Genomic DNA, 16498 nt, shown 5'->3' with positions numbered 1-16498 from the left:
CCTCAGTCCCATTCCAGGCCGCCGCGCCGCCATACGTACGCGTACGCGACGAAGACGGTGAGCACGAAGAGCAGCATCTCCACGAGCCCGAAAACACCCAGGGCGTCGAAGGTGACGGCCCAGGGGTAGAGGAAGACGATCTCGATGTCGAAGACGATGAAGAGCATCGCCGTCAGGTAGTACTTGATGGGGAAGCGCCCACCGCCGGCCGGCGTGGGGGTCGGCTCGATGCCGCACTCGTATGCCTCGAGTTTGGCGCGGTTGTACCGCTTCGGACCGATCAGCGTGGCCATGACCACGGAGAAGATCGCAAAGCCTGCCCCGAGGGCTCCCAGTACGAGGATGGGCGCATACGCGTTCACCGCTCCTCGCTCCTCTCAGTCGGCACTGACTGCTTGGGGTCCCCCCTGGCCGGGCGAAGCCGAGACCTTGGGGGAGGTTGCGCCGGACTCACATCAGCCCCACCGGCCCCACGAACCCCGCCTGTCCCGGCGAAGATCGGGAACATGTGAAGCAGGTCACAAGCCCAACTGCCTCGCATCCTATGCCCGGCGGTCTGTGATCTGCGACACGGGGTATTCCACAAGCTTTGTGATCTCCACCACCTGACGAAGGATCATGAAGCCGGATGAGCGGTGATCTTCGCACGCGAAGTTCATCTGTGATCACCAGCGGTGACATTTCTGATCATCCGCGCTGGTGAGAGCGGGTGTGCACTATCAGATGATCAGCGTCCACCGCAAAGTGGCGGGTGGCGTCAACCCCTTGGTATGGGAGTTCCGTTCACACATCAGAGGGACAAGCGGCCCTCGGTGTGGACGTGTTCGTGCCTTCACGAACAAGCGATGCCGGGCACCCCCGCGACGGGAGCATCTCCGCATCGGGCGAATACCGCGGCTTGCGGTGATTCGCCCCGCGGGACCGACGGCGGGGGGACCCCGGCGGGACCCCCGAGCGCCGCACGAGACGTCGCGGACGGCGTCGGGCGCGACCGGCCGCGAGGCATGTGGAGGAGTGTGTGGATTCCTCGCGAGGACGTCCCGGTTCCGGTGACCGTTCCGTGACCTCGGCCACACCATGAGAACGGCATGAGAACCGGGCTTGGCCAACGGTCCCAACCGATGGTAGGCGCGGGGCAATTCGGGCGTAACAGCGAAAGACCATGATCAAAGCCATGATCGTCCACGTCCGCAATGTCCGTTACGGCGTCAATAAGGAAGTCGGTGCGGGGGATTTGAGGCTGCCGTTGAGTAAATGTGGCGCACCACACGTTTCTTGAAGATATGAAGGAGCCCCTGGTACCGGTTGTTCCCATGTCCCACACCGCTCACATACGCAGCCACCGGAAGCCCCGCCGTAGCGCGTCGAAAATCGCGATGCGGGCGGGAGTTGCCGGAGGTGTTCTCGGTACGCTGGCAGTGACCGGCGCATCGGCCTCGTCGGCGAACGCCGCCGAGCCCGTCACGCAGACCCTCGAACTGCCCGCCCTGACGGCCGACCTGTCCTCCCAGGTCGCCCAGTCCGCGGACGCCACGCAGCAGACCGCCGCGAACTACGCGCTCCAGGCCGCGCGCGACGCGGCCGCCGCGAAGGCCGCGAAGCAGGCCAAGACGGACCTCGCCGAGGCCAAGAAGGAGGCCGAGGCCAAGCGCAAGGCCGCCGCGGCCGCCGCCCGCAAGGCCGCCGCCGAGCGCGCCTCCCGCAGCACCGCGCGCACCACGCTCGCCGCCGCCACCGGCTCCTCGAGCTCTTCGAGCAGCTCCACGGCGACGGGTTCGGCCGCCGCGGTCATCGCCTTCGTCAAGGCCCAGATCGGCGACGCCTACGTCTCCGGCGGCACCGGCCCCAACTCGTGGGACTGCTCCGGGCTGGTGCAGACCGCCTTCAAGCAGATCGGCGTCAGCCTGCCGCGCGTCTCCCAGGACCAGTCGACGGCCGGCACCCAGGTCGGCCTGGACAACCTCCAGCCCGGCGACATCCTCTACTGGGGCAGCTCCGGCAGCGCCTACCACGTGGCGGTCTACGTCGGCAACGGCATGTTCGTCGGCGCGCAGAACCCGTCCACCGGTGTCGCGGAGAAGCCGCTGTCCTACGACCCGCCGACCGGCGCGGTCCGGGTGCTCTGACCGCACCGCCCGGCACCGCACAGCTACAGACAGGGAAGGGCCGCAGCCGTCCGACGGCTGCGGCCCTTCCGCGTCCCCTCGGCCCGCGCGCGGCGCCGATCCCTCCCCCCGACGGCGCTCGGCCCCTCCTCCGGCCCTCGTGGCCGCCCACGGGCCCGAGCCCCCGTCGGCGCGCTCGCGGCCCCTCCGCCGCGGCTGTGGCCCGTTCGCGCCTCCGGGCGGCCGCCGGGCCGGGGCCCGCCCGCGGGCGGAGGAGGCCGCGAGAGCGGCGGCGCCACGCGGGTTCGTCCGGCGCGGCCCTGCGGCCGGCCCCCGTCGCCGGGGGCACGGGGCCGGCCGGCGCATCGGGACGCAGCCGCCGAAGCGGCCCCCCATCAGGAGAAACATCAGGAGAAAAGGGACACGTGACGGCGGACGGCCTCCCGGCGGGACGGTGTCGTCGCCCGCCGGGAGGCCGTGGCGTGAGGAGCCGTCGCCGGGGTGGCCGGGTCAGGCCTTCGGGGCGACCTTGCTCAGGCCGTTGATGATGCGGTCCATCGCGTCGCCGCCCGTCGGGTCGGTGAGGTTGGCGAGCAGCTTGAGCGTGAACTTCATCAGCACCGGGTGGGTCAGACCGCGCTGGGCGGCGATCTTCATGACCTTCGGGTTGCCGATGAGCTTCACGAAGGCGCGGCCCAGCGTGTAGTAGCCGCCGTAGGTCTCCTTGAGCACACGCGGGTAGTTCTGCAGGGCCAGCTCGCGCTGGGCCGGGGTCGACCGCGCGTGCGCCTGGACGATGACGTCGGCCGCGAGCTGGCCGGACTCCATGGCGTAGGCGATGCCCTCGCCGTTGAAGGGGTTGACCAGGCCGCCGGCGTCGCCGACGAGGAGCAGGCCCTTGGTGTAGTGCGGCTGGCGGTTGAAGGCCATGGGCAGCGCGGCACCGCGGATCGGGCCGGTCATGTTCTCCGGGGTGTAGCCCCAGTCCTCCGGCATCGAGGCGCACCAGGCCTTCAGGATCTCGCGCCAGTCCAGCTCCTTGAAGGCGGCCGAGGTGTTGAGGACGCCGAGGCCGACGTTCGAGGTGCCGTCGCCCATGCCGAAGATCCAGCCGTAGCCGGGCAGCAGGCGGTCCTGGGCGCCGCGGCGGTCCCACAGCTCCAGCCAGGACTCCAGGTAGTCGTCGTCGTGCCGCGGGGAGGTGAAGTACGTGCGGACGGCGACGCCCATCGGGCGGTCCTCGCGGCGGTGCAGGCCCATGGCGAGGGACAGCCGGGTGGAGTTGCCGTCGGCGGCGACGACGAGCGGCGCGTGGAAGGCGGCCTCGCGCTTCTCCTCGCCGACCCTGGCCTTCACGCCGGTGATGCGGCCGGTGCGGTCGTCGACGATCGGGCCGGAGACGTTGCACCGCTCGTACAGGCGGGCGCCGGCCTTCTGCGCCTGGCGGGCCAGCTGCTCGTCGAAGTCGTCGCGCTTGCGGACGAGTCCGTAGTCCGGGAAGGAGGCGAGATCCGGCCAGTCCAGCTGAAGCCGGCTGCCGCCGCCGATGATCCGCAGGCCCTTGTTGCGGATCCAGCCGGCCTCCTCGGAGATGTCGATGCCCATCGCCACGAGCTGCTTGACGGCGCGGGGGGTGAGCCCGTCGCCGCAGACCTTCTCGCGCGGGAACTCGGTCTTCTCCAGCAGGAGCACGTCGAGTCCGGCGCGGGCCAGGTGGTAGGCGGTGGTGGAGCCGGCTGGCCCCGCGCCGACGACGATCACATCGGCGGTGCTGTCGGAGAGGGGCTCGGTCACGGCGGGATCTCCCCAAGGTTCGGAATCTGCGTGCCGACCGGCACTGGACATGGGCAGTCTATTCAGCAGAATTGATCAACCGGCTGAAGGGTTGCCCCCGTGAACCGAGCACTCCCCGTCGTACGCCTGCGCGTTCCCACCGACGAGGACGCCGTGGCCTGGCACCGGATCTTCGACGACCGCGAGGTCATGGAGTTCCACGGCGGCCGGTCCGCGGGTCTGTCCGTGTACGAGGAGCTGACCGCCCGCCAGCGCCGGCACGACGCCGAACTGGGTTTCTGCCTGTGGACCGTGCTCGACGGGGAGGACCGGGTCGTCGGCTTCACCGGGGCGCAGCCGTGGCCGCGGGACTGGGGCCCGAAGGGCGAGACGGAGATCGGCTGGCGGCTCGGCCGGGAGCACTGGGGCAAGGGGTACGTCACCGCGGCGGCGCAGGAGACCCTGGCGCGGCTGAGATCGGCGGGGCTGCCCCGCGTCGTCGCGATGGTCGACGCGCGCAACGCCCGCTCGATCGCGGTCACCCGGAGGCTGGGGATGCAGCTGGCCGAGACCTTCGTGACGCCCGTGTCGGAGCAGAAGGGGCACTGCTACCGGCTGGAGCTGTGACGCTGAGTGCCCGGAGGTCACGGAACGGCACCGGACGCTTCCGGCCGGTGCACCGCGGGAGTTACCCTTCACCTACCGCTGGGGGTGACGTCTGTGTACATAACGCCCAAGACTCCCGAGGTGCGGGTGCCGCGCCTCGTCGGCCTGATGGCCGTGGACGCACGCGAGAGAGCGCAGGCGCAGGGCGTGCTGCTCGCCGCGCCGGACCGGCCCGACTTCCATCGCACGGTGGTCGACTACGTGGTGCGCCAGTATCCCCATCCGGGCGCCGAGGTGCCGCGGGGTGCCGTGGTGACCGTCTGGTTCGACCTGGCCGAGGGCGAGGGCGGTGGCGGTGCGGGGGTGCGGGAGCCGCGCATCCCGCACCCGCCGAGCGGCGGCCTCCAGCGGGAGGCCGGGGAGTCCGACGACCCGGTCGCGGTCATCGGTTGAGGGCCACCGCGCCCGGCACGCGTGAGGTCCCCCCGCGATGCGGGCGGGCGGCGCGGCCGGCCGGTCTCAGCTCTCCTTGAAGCCCCGGTGCAGTGCGACGATGCCGCCGCTGAGGTTGCGCCAGGCCACCCGGGACCAGCCCGCCCCGCGCAGCCGGCCGGCCAGTGCCGGCTGGTCGGGCCAGGCGCGGATGGACTCGGCGAGGTAGACGTAGGCGTCGGGGTTGGACGACACCGCGCGGGCCACCGGCGGCAGGGCGCGCATCAGGTACTCGGTGTAGACGGTGCGGAAGGGCGCCCAGGTGGGGTGCGAGAACTCGCAGATCACCACCCGCCCGCCGGGCCGGGTCACGCGGTGCATCTCCCGCAGCGCGGCGTCGGTGTCCTGCACGTTGCGCAGGCCGAAGGAGATGGTGACGGCGTCGAAGGTGTCGTCCTTGAACGGCAGCCGCGTCGCGTCGCCCGCGGTGAACGGCAGCCAGGCGTTGCGGCGCTTGCCCACCTGGAGCATGCCGAGCGAGAAGTCGCACGGCACGACGTAGGCGCCGGCCCGGGTGAAGGGCAGCGAGGAGGTGGCCGTGCCGGCGGCGAGGTCGAGGACCTTCTGCGCCGGCCGGGCGTCGACGGCGGCGGCGACCTCCTTGCGCCAGCGCCGGTCCTGCCCCAGCGACAGCAGGTCGTTGGTCAGGTCGTACCGTTCCGCCACGTCGTCGAACATCGAGGCGACTTCGTGCGGCTGCTTCTCCAGGGATGCGCGGGTCACGGGCCCATTGTGGCAGCACGCGCCGGGGCGCCCCGGGCCGGGCACGGCGATCGGCCCCCTATACATCACCTCGTCCGTGTCTTCAGGGGATCGACGAAGTCGCCCGCCCGTCCGTCCGCGCGTGAGAGGTTCCGGTCAGAAGTCCCCTTGTCGACCCGGTCCGGGACGGACCACATGAGAACGGGTGCGTGCACGATGCGGAGTTTCCTCAAGCCGGCGGCCGGGCTCGCCTGCGTGGTCGCCCTGGCCGTCACGGGGTGCTCCCCGGGGGCCGGCGGTGCCGCGGCCGCGGCACCGCGCGGAGAGGGCGGCGCACCGGGCGCGGGACCGGCCGCGGGAGGCTCGGGCGGTACGGCGTACGCCCCCTACGTGAGCGCCACGACGGCGTCCGCCCAGGACTCCGCGGGCTCCCCCTCCGCCTACAACCTCGCCTTCGTCATCGCCCGGGGCACGAGCTGCACCCCCGCGTGGAACGGCGACCGGGCGATCGGCGATCCGGCGGTGAAGGCCCGGATCTCCCGGCTGCGGGCGTCGGGCGCCGCGGTCCGCGTCTCCTTCGGCGGGGAGTCCGGCACGGAGCTGGCGGCCGCCTGCACCGGCGTCCCCGCCCTCGCCGCCGCCTACGGCCGCGCGCTGGACGCCGCCGGATCGGCCCGGGCCGACTTCGACGTCGAGGGCGGCGTCCTGTCCGACGCGGCGTCCGTCGCCCGGCGCTCGGAGGCCGTCGCGCGGCTGCAGCGGGAGCGGCCCTCCCTGGAGGTCTCCTTCACCCTGCCGGTCATGCCGGACGGGCTGGACGCGGGCGGCCTGGCCCTGCTGAAGTCCGCGCGCTCCCACGGCGTCCGGATCTCCGCCGTCGACATCATGACCATGAACTACGGGGAGTCCTACGCCGGCGACATGGGCGGCTACGCCCTCGCCTCGGCGCAGGCCACCCACGCCCAGCTGAGGAAGGTCCTCGGGCTGTCCGACGCGGCCGCCTGGCGCGCCATGGCGCTGACCTCGATGATCGGCGTCAACGACGTGAAGGGGGAGACCCTCACGCTCGCCGGCGCGGCCCGGGTACGGGAGTTCGCCGTGCGGAAGAAGATCGCCTGGGTGTCGATGTGGGCGACCTTCCGGGACCAGCCGTGCCGCACGGGCGCCCCGGAGCAGCACGACGCGGCGACCGACTGCAGCGGGGTGGCGCAGCGGCCGGGGGCGTTCGCGGAGGCGTTCTCCGGGTGACCCCGGCCGTTCCGGGGGACCTCCGCCGCCCCGGCCGGGGGCGGGGACCCGGCGGTCCGGGCGGTCAGCGCCTGCGGTGCACGAGGCGTCCCGCGCACACGGTGGCGAGGCAGGCGCCGTCGGCGTCGAGGACCGCGAGGTCGGCGCGGCCGCCGTCGGCGAGGACGGGCGGGCGCACGGCGGCGAGGAGCACGATGTCGTTGCGCTCGGCGGCGGCGCGGAGTTCGGGACCCTCGGCGTAGCGCTGCAGGACCGCCACCGCGCCCGACGTCAGCACCGCGTGCAGGCGCTCCCGCGGCGACGGCGCCTCGGGGAGCGGGCCCTCGTGCACGAGGGCGGGACCGAGCACGCCCGGCCAGCTCCGCACCCGTGCCGCCGGGAACCGCTGCCGGAGTTCGGCGAGCGGTCCCACCGCGGCCACCCGCGAGCCCTGGACGACGACCCCGCCGTCCCGCAGCGGCCGGGGGTCGTCCCAGCTCCGCCGGACCTCGGCCGCCGCGTGGATCGTCAGCACGGGGGCGTCAGTTGGAGGTGAGGAGCTTCAGCTCCGGGTGCGCCGTGCCGCCCGCGATGGCGGTGGAGGAGATGTGCGACATGACACGGTCGTCGACCGGGTCGTTCGCCGGGTCGTCGTGGACGACGAGGTGCTCGTACGTGGTGGAGCGCTGCGCGGGGACGCGGTCCGCCTTGCGGATCAGGTCGATGATCTCCATCCGGTTGGAGCGGTGCCGGGCACCGGCGGAGGAGACCACGTTCTCCTCCAGCATGATCGAACCGAGGTCGTCGGCGCCGTGGTGCAGGGTCAGCTGGCCGACGTCCTTGCCGGTGGTCAGCCACGAGCCCTGGATGTGGCGGACGTTGTCGAGGAAGAGGCGGGCGATCGCGATCATCCGCAGGTACTCGAACAGGGTCGCCTGGGTGCGGCCCTTCAGGTGGTTGTTCTCCGGCTGGTAGGTGTACGGGATGAAGGCGCGGAAGCCGCCCGTGCGGTCCTGCACGTCGCGGATCATCCGCAGGTGCTCGATGCGCTCGGCGTTGGTCTCGCCGGTGCCCATCAGCATGGTGGAGGTGGACTCCACGCCCAGCCGGTGCGCGGTCTCCATGATCTCCAGCCAGCGCTCGCCGGACTCCTTCAGCGGGGCGATCGCCTTGCGCGGCCGCTCCGGGAGCAGTTCGGCGCCGGCACCGGCGAAGGAGTCGAGTCCGGCCTCGTGGATCCGGGTGATGGCCTCCTCCACGGAGACCCCGCTGATCCGGGCCATGTGCTCGACCTCGGAGGCGCCCAGCGAGTGGATCACCAGCTGGGGGAAGGCCTCCTTGATGGCGCCGAAGTGCTTCTCGTAGTACTCCACGCCGTAGTCCGGGTGGTGACCGCCCTGGAACATGATCTGCGTGCCGCCGAGTTCCACGGTCTCGGCGCAGCGGCGCAGGATGTCGTCGAGGTCCCGGGTCCAGCCCTTCGCGGTGTCCTTGGGGGCCGCGTAGAAGGCGCAGAACCGGCACGCGGTGACGCACACGTTCGTGTAGTTGATGTTGCGCTCGATGATGTACGTCGCGATGTGCTCGGTGCCCGCGTACAGACGGCGGCGCACGGCGTCGGCGGCGGAGCCGAGGGCGTGCAGCGGCGCGTGGCGGTAGAGGTCGAGCGCCTCTTCGGGCGTGATCCGCCCGCCCGCGGCGGCACGGTCGAGGACGGACTGGAGGTCGGCCTTCTCGGTCACCGGGGCGTCCCTTTCGTCAAGGGTGAGTGGTACGAAGCACCCGTGCGCGGGGCACGTGGAGCTCGGGCGGTCGTGGGGTCGGACGGTCCGAACCAGCCTACGCCAGCCGTTTTCCGGCACCGACCTCAGGCCGCGGCCGCGCCGAGCAGCAGCCCGGCGAGGGCGCCGGCGATCAGGAAGGGCCCGAACGCGATGGCGGTACGGCGCCCGGCCCGCCGCGTGACGACGAGGGCACCGCCGTACAGCGCCCCGAACACGAACCCGGCGAACGCGCCCAGCAGGACCGTGGGCCAGCCGTACCAGCCGAGGGAGGCCCCCGCGGCGAGCGCGAGCTTCACGTCGCCGAAGCCCATGCCGGCGGGGTTGACGAGGAAGAGCACCAGGTAGCCGCCGCCCAGCGCCAGGGAGCCGTAGAGCGCGGTCGGCCAGTGCCCGGCGTGCCCCGGCAGCAGGGCGGCCGCGCCGAGGAGCGCGAGCGTGGCGCCGGCCAGCGGAAGCGTGAGCACGTCCGGCAGCCGCCGCACCCTCAGGTCGACGACCGCGAGCAGCACCCCGACGGGCGCGAGCAGCAGCCAGACGGCGGCCTCGGGCCGGGGGCCGGTGGCGGCGGCGAGGGCGGCGCACACCAGGGCGGTGACGACGCCGAGCGCCGGGGCACCGGCCCGGCCGCCGCCGGCATCGGCGTCCGCACCGGGAGCCGCCCGGTCACCCGGGGACGCGTCGGCACCGGGTGCCGTGGGTGCCCCCTCGCCGCCGGGAGCCGCGTCGGCACCCGGGGCGGCGTCCGCGCCGGGTACGGGGTCTCCGGCACGCGCCGGTCCGCCGCCCGGCGGCGCCTCGGCCGGGCGGGGCGAGCCCGGGTCGGGTTCGGGGCGCGCGGGGACACCGGGCGACGGGGTGGGAGCGGGGGCACGGGTCCGGCCGGGCGGGGCAGCGGCATGCGGCCGGTCGGTCGGGGCGGTGGCCTGCGGAAGGTCGCCGGTGTCGGGCGACGGCGCCGGGGCAGGGGCGCCGGACTGCGGCTGGTCGGGCAGGACACCGGCCTGCGGCTGGTCGCCGGGGGCGCAGGAGCCGCAGGGGCGGGCGCCCAGCCAGCCGCGCAGGGGATGTCCCGCCGGGCACGCGGCGCGCCAGGGTTCGCCGGAGGGCACGGAGAGCCGGTGGGCGGGGCGGGGCAGCAGGGCTCCGGCCGTCGCGCCCCACACCGCGGCGGCGGCGATCAGCGCCGGGGCTCCCGTCATCGGGCGGCGCCCCGCGCGTCACCGTACTCACGGGCGTCCCCGTCCGGCATCCGCATGAGGGTCCCCTCCCCGTCGGCCCCGGAGCCGCGTCCGTCGTCCCCCGGTGCACGGAGACTACTGGGAGCCCCGGCCCGGCGCCCCGTCCTTCCACAGCGCGGAGTTGCGGAACGACCGCCCCGAGTCCGCCTCGGTGAGCGGGGGTTCGCACGCCGGTACCGGCAACCCCCGCCGTCACCAGCGCGCTCGGCAGGGGCGGGCCGCCCGCGGGCTACCGGACGCGGGACAGCCGCGCCCGCGGGTTGCCCTCCGGCGCGCTGACCGCCGTGTACTCCAGGTCGTCGCCGACCGGGGTGAGGCGGACGGTGTGGGCGGCGGGGTCGCAGCCCGCGTGGTTCGTGGCCGCCCCCACGGACACCGTGACGAGCTGCCCTGCGGTCACCTGCTTCAGGGTGAGGACGTCCTCGCAGACACCGCCGAGCTGGTCGGTCTGCCGCAGGGTGCCCACCTTCCGGCCCACGGCGCCCTCGCGGACGGTGAGCCGGAAGGTGCCCATGGGCAGGGTTCCGCCGAGCGCGGTGGCCTGCCCCTCCCAGGTGCCGAGATAGCGGTCCGGGACGGCGCCCGGTCCGCCGCCGGTGGCTCCTGCCGAGGCGCTGGGGGCCGTCGGGTACGCCCCGCCGTCCCCGCTGCCGGCGCTGCCCGCGGAGTCCCGGTGCTCCGCGCGGAACACGACGACCGAACCGACGGTCACCACGGCCAGCGCGCCCGCGACCGCGAGCACGACGCTGCAGCTCAGCCGGCGGCCCCGCCCACCGTCGCCGGGCGCGGAGCCGGCGGCCACGGTCACGGAGAACCGGCCCGGGCCGGCGGTGGCGGCGTCCGGGGCGGGCGCGCCGTTCCTCCCGGGCACCGCGTCGCGCGGCCCGGCCTCCCGGGGCGTGGGCGACGGCACCGGCACGCCGGCCGGCGACTCGTCCGGGACGTGTCCGGCCGGCGGCGCGACGGCGGAGGGGGCGGACGGGGCCGCGGGGGCCGCGGCGGACGGCGGTATGACCGGCGGAGGGCCGAACCGCCCGGCGGCACCCGGCGCACCCGCCCCGGCCGGACCCGGCAGACCCGAGGGGCCACCCGGCCCGGCCGACGTCCCCGGACCAGGCAACCCGGGCGGACCCGACGGACCTGACGGACCACCGGACCGAACCGGGCCGCCCGGCGCGGCCGCCCCGACCGGATCGGCCGAACCGACCGGGCCACCGCCACCGCCACCGCCACCGCCGGACTGCGCCTCACCGGCCCCGGACGGGCTCCCGCTCTCCCGCCCCGGGGACGGCAGGGAGAGCTTGCTGAACGCCACCGGCCCGGAACCGGTGTCGGAGCCGGACCCCCGCTCCGCTCCCCCGGCGGCCCCCGCCCCCGGTTCCGTCGCCTCCAGGTTCAGCAGCCGCACGGCGCTCCGGCTGACCTGCTCGACCAGCCTCCCCGGCAGCCAGCCGCCCGCGACGAGCCGGGCGGCACCGTCGGGGGCGAGCCGCCGGGCCAGCTCGCCGGGGGCGGGCCGCGCGCCCGGGTCCTTGGCGAGGCAGGCCGCCGCCAGCTCCCGCAGGTCCCCGTCGAGCGGACCGAGTTCGGGCTCCTCGTGGACGACCTGGTAGAGCAGCGCGGCCGAGGAGTCGCCGCGGAACGGCGGGGCGCCGGTCGCCGCGTACGCCAGCACCGCACCCAGCGAGAAGACGTCCGCCGCGGCCGTGACGCCCCTGCCGAGGATCTGCTCCGGCGCCATGTAGCCGGGCGAGCCGATGGAGACGCCGGTGGAGGTCAGGGAGGCGGTGCCGTCGGTGGCGCGGGCGATGCCGAAGTCGATGAGCAGGGGGCCGTCGAGGGTGAGCAGCACGTTGGACGGCTTCACGTCCCGGTGCACGAGCCCGAGGCGGTGGACCGCCGTCAGCGCCTCGGCGAGACCGGCCCCGAGCGTCCGGGCGGAGTGGGCGGGCAGCGGGCCCGCGTCCGCGACGGCCGCGGCCAGGGAGGGTCCGGCGGCGTAGGCGGTGGCCACCCACGGCACCGCGGCGCCGGGGTCGGCGTCCAGCACCGGCGCGGTCCAGGCGGCCCCCACCCGGCGGGCCGCCTCGACCTCGCGCCGGAAACGCGCGCGGAACTCCTCGTCGAGGGCGAAGTGCGGATGCACGATCTTCACCGCGACCGTGCGGCCGCCCGGGCTGCGGCCGAGATAGACACGGCCCATGCCGCCCGAGCCCAGCCGGCCGAGCAACCGGTAGGGCCCCACGACGGTGGGCTCGTCGGCACCGAGCGGCTGCATGGCGTCCACCCCTCCCCCGTAACGCCTCTCCAGCAGGGTAGTGCCGGGCCCGCGGCCGGGCGGCGGCCCGGCGGCACCCGGGCCCGCGCGGACCGTCGCGCGGCGGCCGGGGTTGCGCCCCGCCGCGGCCGACGCGCCCTCGGGGAGTGCGTGCCCACGGGGGCGGTGCGGACCGCCCGTCAGCCGATCGGCTGCCGCCGGACGGCTGAATCCGGCCCGTCAGGCCCCGAGCAGCTCCACCTTCACGTCGTCCGGGAAGCCGGTGGTCGGCCCGACGCGCCGGGCGAACTCCTGGACCGCGGCCAGCTGCGGCCCGCCGAAGCTGAAGTCGAGGGTGGTGAAGTACTGCTCCAGGACCTGCTGGTCGAAGTCCTCCCAGCGGGACGCCTGCTCGGCGACCTTGCCGACCTCCTCCAGAGAGAGGTTGCGTGAGGCGAGGAACGCCTCGTGGACCTGGCGGGTGATGACCGGCTCGCGTGCGAGGTAGTCCCGGCGCGCCGCCCACACCGCGAAGACGAAGGGCAGCCCGGTCCACTCCTTCCAGAGGGCACCGAGGTCGTGCACCTGGAGCCCGAAGCGGGGCCCGTCGAGGAGGTTGGCGCGCAGGGCGGCGTCGCCGATGAGGACCGCGGCCTCGGCCTCCTGCATCATCAGGCTGAGGTCGGGCGGGCAGGTGTAGTAGTCCGGGTTCACCCCGTACCGGTCGGCCAGCAGCAGCTGTGCCAGGCGGACCGAGGTGCGGGAGGTCGAGCCGAGGGCGACACGGGCGCCGTCCAGCCGGTCCAGCGGGACCTGGGAGACGATCACGCAGGACATCACCGGGCCGTTGCAGCCGACGGCGATGTCCGGGAAGGCGACCAGGTCGTCGGCGTTCTTCAGGAACTCGACGAGAGTGATCGGGCCGATGTCGAGATCACCCCGCACCAGCTGCTCGCTGAGCTTCTCCGGGGTGTCCTTGGTCAGCTCGAAGTCGAGGAGGGTGCCGGTTCTCGCGAGCCCCCAGTACAGGGGCAGGCAGTTCAGGAACTGGATGTGTCCGACGCGCGGCCGGGTGCGAGAATTGTCCACATCGGGAGGCTAGACCCTGCCCCGGGAGCCCCGGCGGCCAACCCCCGTCACCCTCCGCGTCAACCTCTGACCAGAGCCTTCAAACATCCGGGTGACGTGATCTTGACCTCTATTGCGTTCGGCTGCCCGCATGCTAGGCTCACCAGCAAGTTGCAGTTTGGTTTCCCTTGCAGTACAGAGCCTGCGGAGCATGTAACCGCGGGCTCTGGTCGTTTTCAGACGTATGCAGTTGTGCGGCCGTGCCGTTATCACTTGCAGGTTCTGGAGCAGGGCGACCCTTTGGGCCCAAGGAGGGCTTATGGCTACCGGAACCGTGAAGTGGTTCAACGCCGAAAAGGGCTTTGGATTCATCGCCCAGGAAGGCGGCGGCCCCGACGTCTTCGTCCACTACTCCGCGATCAACGCGTCCGGCTTCCGCTCCCTCGAAGAGAACCAGCAGGTGAGCTTCGACGTGACGCAGGGTCCGAAGGGCCCGCAGGCGGAGAACGTCACCCCGGTCTGAGCGTTCGACACGCAGTAGCAGATCTGATTGCAGTACCCAAGGAGCCCCGCGCCTTTCGGCGACGGGGCTCCTGCCTTTCCCCGTCCGGCCGCTCCCCCGGTGAATTCTCGGCGAACTCTTCGACCACGGCCGGCCGCTCCCGCCGGACGTTCGCCGGATTCTCCCGTTCGGCACCGCGCCGCCCGGGTTTTCCCCGCTCCGTATCCCGGCGGAACGCCATCGTCCGATTCCCGGCGCACTCACCGCGCCGCGCATTTCCGTGATCTCCGGACGCGACGATCACCACTCCGCGATCTCCCCCGAAACGGGTCGGCACCCGCTCCCTCCCCTCGCCCGGTCCCGCCCAACAGCGCCTCGGCCGCTCACCCGGACCGGGCGTGCGCGGAGCTGGGAGTGCGGTTCGGCTTCGACACGAGCGTCGCCGACTGGGACACCGCGCTGCTGCTGGCCGAGCTGGGCCTGGGGCGGGCGGTGGTGCCCGCGCTGCCGGGCCGTGCCGGGACCTCCGGCCCGCTGCGGCTGGTGCCCGTGCCCGGCCTGCGCCCCCTCACCGTCGGCTGGGCGGCGCGCCGCTGGTCCGCGCTCGGGCCGGCGGCACGGGTGTTCGCGGAGACGGTGGTGGAGTGCTGCGCGGGCCGGGACCCGGCCCCGGCGGGCTGAGGACGCCGGGCCCGCGCCCCGTGGATCACTGCCCGTACAGGGCGTCCACCTCGCGGGCGAAGTCGCGCATGATCGCGGCGCGGCGGAGCTTCATCGAGGGGGTCAGGTGGCCTGTCTCCTCGGAGAACTCGGCGGGGAGCACCGCGAAGCGGCGGATCGACTCGGGGCGGGAGACCAGCTTGTTGGCCTCGTCGACCGCCCGCTGGAGCACCGCCAGGAGGTCCGGGTCCTCGGTGAGGAACTCGGCGGGCACCGGGTGCTTGCCGTTCATCTGGCGCCAGTGCGTGATGCCCTCCGGGTCCAGCGTGATCAGTGCGGAGACGAAGGGGCGGCCGTCGCCCAGCACGATGCACTGGGAGACCAGCGGGTGGGAGCGCAGCCAGTTCTCCAGCGGGGCCGGGGCCACGTTCTTGCCGCCCGCGGTGATCAGGATCTCCTTCTTGCGGCCCGTGATCGTCAGATAGCCGTCGTCGTCCAGGCGGCCGATGTCACCGGTGGGGAACCAGCCGTCGTGGGTGGCCGGGACGACTCCGCCGGCGTTCGGGTCCCAGTAGCCGCGCAGGACCTGGCCGCCGGAGAGCAGGACCTCGCCGTCGGCGGCGATGCGCACCTTGGTGCCGGGGAGCGGCCAGCCGACCGTGCCGAGGCGGGGCCGGCGCGGTGGGGTGACCGTGGCGGCGCCCGTCGTCTCGGTCAGCCCGTAGCCCTCGTAGATCTCGATGCCGGTGCCGGCGTAGAAGGCGGCGAGGCGGCGGCCGAGCGGCGAGCCGCCGCAGATGACGTGCCGGAGCCGGCCGCCCAGGGCGTTCCTGATGCGGCGGTAGACCAGGGGGTCGTAGAAGACGCGGGCCGTGCGCAGGGCGCGGGTCGGTCCGTTGCCGGTGCCGTGCTGGCGGGCCTCCACGGCCTCGCCGAAGCGGCGGGCCACGCTCGCCGCGCGGTCGAAGGCGGCCGCCCGGCCGCCGCGCTCGGCGGTCGCACGGGCGTTGTTGTAGATCTTCTCCAGCATGTAGGGGATGGCCAGCAGGAACGTCGGCCGGAAGCTCGCGAGGTCGGCCAGCAGGTCCTCCGCCTGCAGGCTCGGCGCGTGGCCCAGCCGGACCCGGGCGCGGACGCAGGCGACCGCGACCATGCGGCCGAAGACGTGGGACAGCGGCAGGAAGAGCAGGGTGCAGGAGTCCTCGGACTTCGCCTTGAAGACCGGGTCGAGGAGTTCGACCGCGTTGTCGACCTCGGCGAGGAAGTTGCCGTGGGTCAGCGCGCAGCCCTTGGGGCGGCCGGTGGTGCCCGAGGTGTAGATGAGGGTGGCCAGGGTGTCCGGGCCGAGGACGCCGCGGCGGACGGTGACCTCCTGGTCGGGGACCGCCGCGCCCGCCTCCGCGAGTGCGTCCACGTGGCCCTGGTCGACGACCCAGAGGTGGCGCAGGGCGAAGAGGTGCTCGCGCTGCGGGCCGAGGGCCGCCGCCTGCGCGGTGGTCTCGGTGATCAGGGCCACCGCACCGGAGTCCTGGAGGATCCAGCGGGTCTGGAACAGCGAGGACGTCGGGTAGACGGGCACGGTGACCAGGCCCGCGGCCCAGGCGGCGAAGTCGAGGAGGGTCCACTCGTAGCGGGTGCGGGCCATGACGGCGATCCGGTCGCCGGGGACGAGGCCCTCCGCGATCAGCCCCTTCGCGACGGCGGTGACCTCGGCCGCGAACTGCGCCGCCGTGACGTCGGTCCACCCGCCCTGCGCGTCCCGGCGGCTGAAGACCCGGTGCCCGGGGTCGGTGTCCGCGTTCTCGAACGGCAGGTCGGCCAGGGAGCCGTGGGTCACCGACGGCACCAGCGCGGGCACGTACGCCTCGCGCACCTCGCCGTCCAGCCGGCGTGTCAGCGGCTCCACGAAGGCGGGCCCCCCGTCGGGGTCGTAGTCGAACTCCGACGCGGACTGCGGCACGGGCGACGGGGACGAGTACGAGATGGGCATGGCAGCTCCTGGGGCCTGCAGGTACGGACTGCTCTGCGGCATGGGGTACGCGCAGTGCGTACCGGGGGGTCACCGGCGGTCCGCGGCTCGGGGG

The 16498-nt window shown here is 73.9% G+C and carries 15 protein-coding genes; 6 read left to right on the top strand and 9 right to left on the bottom strand.

The window, feature by feature from the left end; all coding sequences use genetic code 11:
* Positions 1-2 precede the first annotated feature (2 nt).
* Positions 3-362, bottom strand: a complete 360-nt coding sequence (locus tag P3H78_RS25440) for an NADH-quinone oxidoreductase subunit A (protein WP_007383963.1) — start codon at positions 360-362, stop codon at positions 3-5.
* A gap of 951 nt (positions 363-1313) precedes the next feature.
* Here P3H78_RS25440 and P3H78_RS25435 point away from each other — a divergent pair.
* Positions 1314-2126 carry a C40 family peptidase gene (locus P3H78_RS25435; RefSeq protein ID WP_276111482.1) on the top strand — a complete coding sequence of 271 codons (813 nt, stop codon included), beginning with the start codon at positions 1314-1316 and terminating at the stop codon, positions 2124-2126.
* 489 nt (positions 2127-2615) lie between these two features.
* On the opposite strand, the gene P3H78_RS25430 is transcribed toward P3H78_RS25435, so the two are convergent.
* Positions 2616-3950: a geranylgeranyl reductase family protein gene (locus P3H78_RS25430; protein WP_276111481.1), complete on the bottom strand. Its 1335-nt coding sequence runs from the start codon at positions 3948-3950 to the stop codon at positions 2616-2618.
* Positions 3951-3998: 48 nt separating this feature from the next.
* Between P3H78_RS25430 and P3H78_RS25425 the strand changes: the two genes are divergently transcribed.
* Both P3H78_RS25425 and P3H78_RS25420 read left to right on the top strand, forming a co-directional pair.
* Entirely contained in the window at positions 3999-4505 is a 507-nt protein-coding gene (locus P3H78_RS25425) for a GNAT family N-acetyltransferase (protein WP_276111480.1), read from the top strand.
* Between the two features lie 93 nt (positions 4506-4598).
* The gene (locus P3H78_RS25420; protein ID WP_276111479.1) at positions 4599-4937 is read left to right on the top strand and encodes a PASTA domain-containing protein; all 339 of its coding nucleotides are present in this window, start codon (positions 4599-4601) and stop codon (positions 4935-4937) included.
* A 66-nt stretch (positions 4938-5003) separates the two neighbouring features.
* On the opposite strand, the gene P3H78_RS25415 is transcribed toward P3H78_RS25420, so the two are convergent.
* The gene (locus P3H78_RS25415) at positions 5004-5699 is read right to left on the bottom strand and encodes a demethylmenaquinone methyltransferase (protein ID WP_276111478.1); all 696 of its coding nucleotides are present in this window, start codon (positions 5697-5699) and stop codon (positions 5004-5006) included.
* A gap of 195 nt (positions 5700-5894) precedes the next feature.
* On the opposite strand from P3H78_RS25415, the gene P3H78_RS25410 reads away from it, so the two are divergent.
* A complete protein-coding gene (locus tag P3H78_RS25410) occupies positions 5895-6926 on the top strand; it encodes a chitinase (RefSeq protein WP_276111477.1) in 1032 nt (343 codons plus the stop codon).
* A 64-nt stretch (positions 6927-6990) separates the two neighbouring features.
* Here P3H78_RS25410 and P3H78_RS25405 read toward each other — a convergent pair whose 3' ends face one another.
* The 5 genes from P3H78_RS25405 to P3H78_RS25385 all read right to left on the bottom strand — a co-directional run bounded on the left by P3H78_RS25405 (position 6991) and on the right by P3H78_RS25385 (position 13273).
* Entirely contained in the window at positions 6991-7440 is a 450-nt protein-coding gene (locus tag P3H78_RS25405) for an imidazolonepropionase-like domain-containing protein (RefSeq protein WP_276111476.1), read from the bottom strand.
* Between the two features lie 7 nt (positions 7441-7447).
* On the bottom strand, positions 7448-8647 hold the full coding sequence (gene mqnC, locus P3H78_RS25400) for a cyclic dehypoxanthinyl futalosine synthase (RefSeq protein WP_276111475.1): 1200 nt from the start codon (positions 8645-8647) through the stop codon (positions 7448-7450).
* 125 nt (positions 8648-8772) lie between these two features.
* Positions 8773-9888 carry a prepilin peptidase gene (locus tag P3H78_RS25395; RefSeq protein ID WP_276111474.1) on the bottom strand — a complete coding sequence of 372 codons (1116 nt, stop codon included), beginning with the start codon at positions 9886-9888 and terminating at the stop codon, positions 8773-8775.
* 268 nt (positions 9889-10156) lie between these two features.
* Complete coding sequence (locus tag P3H78_RS25390) at positions 10157-12205, bottom strand: serine/threonine-protein kinase (protein ID WP_276111473.1); 2049 nt, start codon at positions 12203-12205, stop codon at positions 10157-10159.
* A 219-nt stretch (positions 12206-12424) separates the two neighbouring features.
* Positions 12425-13273 (bottom strand): menaquinone biosynthetic enzyme MqnA/MqnD family protein, encoded by an 849-nt coding sequence (locus tag P3H78_RS25385; protein WP_276111472.1) that lies wholly within the window; start codon positions 13271-13273, stop codon positions 12425-12427.
* 298 nt (positions 13274-13571) lie between these two features.
* On the opposite strand from P3H78_RS25385, the gene P3H78_RS25380 reads away from it, so the two are divergent.
* Positions 13572-13775 (top strand): cold-shock protein, encoded by a 204-nt coding sequence (locus P3H78_RS25380; RefSeq protein WP_003992177.1) that lies wholly within the window; start codon positions 13572-13574, stop codon positions 13773-13775.
* Between the two features lie 393 nt (positions 13776-14168).
* Complete coding sequence (locus P3H78_RS25375; protein WP_438828041.1) at positions 14169-14435, top strand: hypothetical protein; 267 nt, start codon at positions 14169-14171, stop codon at positions 14433-14435.
* A gap of 25 nt (positions 14436-14460) precedes the next feature.
* Here the strand turns inward: P3H78_RS25375 and P3H78_RS25370 are convergent, their stop codons facing one another.
* On the bottom strand, positions 14461-16404 hold the full coding sequence (locus P3H78_RS25370; RefSeq protein WP_276111471.1) for an AMP-dependent synthetase/ligase: 1944 nt from the start codon (positions 16402-16404) through the stop codon (positions 14461-14463).
* Positions 16405-16498 lie beyond the last annotated feature (94 nt).

Origin of the sequence: Streptomyces tropicalis (genome assembly GCF_029269835.1) — a bacterium.
Lineage (GTDB): Bacteria > Actinomycetota > Actinomycetes > Streptomycetales > Streptomycetaceae > Streptomyces > Streptomyces tropicalis.
Note: the sequence above shows the minus strand (reverse complement) of the source record. Positions and strands in the feature narration are given on the sequence as shown.

Bases quoted from the DNA above. Each gene is read 5' to 3' on its own strand.
- P3H78_RS25380 (WP_003992177.1), top strand. From the start codon at position 13,572: ATGGCTACCGGAACCGTGAAGTGGTTCAACGCCGAAAAGGGCTTTGGA.
- P3H78_RS25430 (WP_276111481.1), bottom strand. From the start codon at position 3,950: ATGTCCAGTGCCGGTCGGCACGCAGATTCCGAACCTTGGGGAGATCCC.
- P3H78_RS25435 (WP_276111482.1), top strand. From the start codon at position 1,314: ATGTCCCACACCGCTCACATACGCAGCCACCGGAAGCCCCGCCGTAGC.
- P3H78_RS25390 (WP_276111473.1), bottom strand. From the start codon at position 12,205: ATGCAGCCGCTCGGTGCCGACGAGCCCACCGTCGTGGGGCCCTACCGG.
- P3H78_RS25370 (WP_276111471.1), bottom strand. From the start codon at position 16,404: ATGCCCATCTCGTACTCGTCCCCGTCGCCCGTGCCGCAGTCCGCGTCG.
- P3H78_RS25410 (WP_276111477.1), top strand. From the start codon at position 5,895: ATGCGGAGTTTCCTCAAGCCGGCGGCCGGGCTCGCCTGCGTGGTCGCC.
- P3H78_RS25395 (WP_276111474.1), bottom strand. From the start codon at position 9,888: ATGACGGGAGCCCCGGCGCTGATCGCCGCCGCCGCGGTGTGGGGCGCG.